Annotated in this window: 1 protein-coding gene; it reads right to left on the bottom strand. The window is 33.7% G+C overall.

Features of this window, described 5'->3' with window-relative positions:
- Positions 1 to 2,333: hypothetical protein (locus MR593_RS04345; RefSeq protein ID WP_290687206.1), on the bottom strand; the 2,333-nt coding region annotated here is incomplete at both ends.

Raw genomic sequence — 2,333 nt, 5'->3', positions numbered from 1 at the left:
TTTGTAACCTTCGAAATTACGGCTTCGCCGTTATCAGCATCAAAGCTTACAGTTATATCATCAGCTTCTGTAACTGTTACTTCACAAACTGGAGCTGTTATTACAGTTTCTTCGCTATCGCTTAGACTTAAATCAGTACCTTGTGCTGAAACTATATATGTTCCTGGTTCGTCAAACATTAATTTTGCCTTACCATCTTTGTCTGTAACTATGTCAGTGGCTTCGCCATCTACGTAGATAGTAGCACCTGAAATAGCTTGACCTTCTGGAGCTAAATAAGCATCAGCATTATTGAATCCACTTAAAGTTAATTCTAAGTTTTGTCCTTGTTTCACTGTGGCTTCTTGTTTATCGAAGTAAGTGTAGAACATTGGAACTTGGTAATCTGTAAACATTGTTACATTTACATCGTCATTATTTTTCATCTTGATATAATCTACTGCAGAACCCCAAGTGTATCCTTCCTCTTCTAACCATTCTCCTGGATACTTATTGTTTACATAGTAGCATAATTGTGTAGTTTCAACTCCTAAGAACTTAGTTATAAATAAGTCGTTTCCTGTAGCTGGACTATTATTTGATGTTCCTGAGAAGTTTTCTGCTCCACCTGCGTATAATTCGTGGAATTTAATAAATACGTTAAGTAATGTTGGATAATCGTCACTGTTGTATACACTTGGGTAACCGTAATCAGTTACATCAAAGTTTGTAGCTGTTATTGGTATTCTTGTAAGTTTTGTTTCATCGTCGTTTGCCAACTTAAATTCTCCATCCTTACTTACTGTAACGTAAACTGTTGCGCTAAGCTCAACATATATTGTTTGAGGTTCATTACCCATTATTACAGTTCCTGTTTCAGTGTTTAAACCTTCTTTAGTTACTTCGTATTTGTATAAAGATCCTTTTCTAAGTCCATCGTATACACCAGTAGTTCCTGAAATAGCTTTTATTTCATTTCCTTTATAATCGTAAAGTTTTACTGTTGCACCTTGTACACTTGCAGTTATTGATAAATCACAGCTTCCAAATACTGTTTTTCCATCTATTACTGCCCATGATTTGTATCCATTTTCATCTGTTATAGCGCTGTTAAGTAATGTAGCTACTGAACCGTCTGCTAATTCTTTTGATGATTTAGCTTCAGCCTTATCTTCTACGTCTTTACCATTTATAGCTCCTGTAGCTGTTCCTTTTTGGTAGAAGTTATTAGCTAAATCTGATGTAGTAACATCATCGCTATATATAGAACCAATTAAAGCACCTACTTCTGAACTAGCGTTTATATTTCCATAGTTTACATTGTTCTTAATTGTATTTCCAGATCTATTTACAACTCCTATTATACCACCTATTTTTGAGCCACCAGTTACATCTCCAAGGTTATAGTTATTAGATATTTCAGAACCAGAAGATACATATCCTGCTATACCACCTATCATTGAGGAATTGCTTCCCATTGCTGATACTGCTGCTTTATTTACGTTGTTATTTAATTTACCGTCTCCAGTTCCTGCTATACCACCTACATATCTGTAACCTTTTACTTCTCCTAGGTTAGTACAGTTGATTATAGTAGCGTTACTTTGATTTTGTGATACTATACCTCCTGTATCTGAATATGAGCCTGTACTTTCTATAGTAGCTTTATTTGTACAATTATCGATTGTTCCATAATTGTATACAGCTATACTACCTAAGTATCCTCCAGTTAGATATCCTGTAATTGTTAAATTCTTCACTGTACCATTGTTACTTTGGAATAATGCTTGAGAATAACTACTTCCCAAGTATAATCCTTTTATAGCGTGTTCATTTCCATCGAATGTTCCTGCGAATTGTCCGCCTACACTCCAAACAGCGGCGTCTTCACTTACAGTTGTTTTACCATCATTGTCTTTTGTAAATTTGTCATCGCTATTTAATACTATATCTTTACCTAATTTTATAGTTTTTCCTGAGAAATTACTTCCTTGAACACTAGTTGTTTTACTATTTAATATTGCATTAAATCCTAAAAGCTCTTCCTTCGTATTTATAGTATATTCTGTCTTATCAGCATCGTACCAGCTTAAATCATATACTTTTTTAAGTTCAACTGAAATTGTTCCTAAGTCCTTGTCCACAACTTCAAATTCACCTTGTACAGTTTCATATCCATCTGCTTTTAATGTATATGTGTATTTTCCTGGATTTAAGTTGTATTTACTTGGTGTAGAAGTTTCTATTAAATTATCTAAACTATCTTTGACTTCTACATTTTGATCTGTAGTAGAATTACTTGTGAATTCAACATCGTATCCTTTTGTCAATTCTATATTTATTTCCTTAGGTTC

Origin of the sequence: Intestinibacter sp. (genome assembly GCF_022780145.1) — a bacterium.
Taxonomy (GTDB): Bacteria; Bacillota; Clostridia; order Peptostreptococcales; family Peptostreptococcaceae; genus Intestinibacter.
The sequence above is the reverse complement of the archived record's forward strand: the minus strand, read 5'-3'. Positions and strand labels throughout refer to the sequence as shown.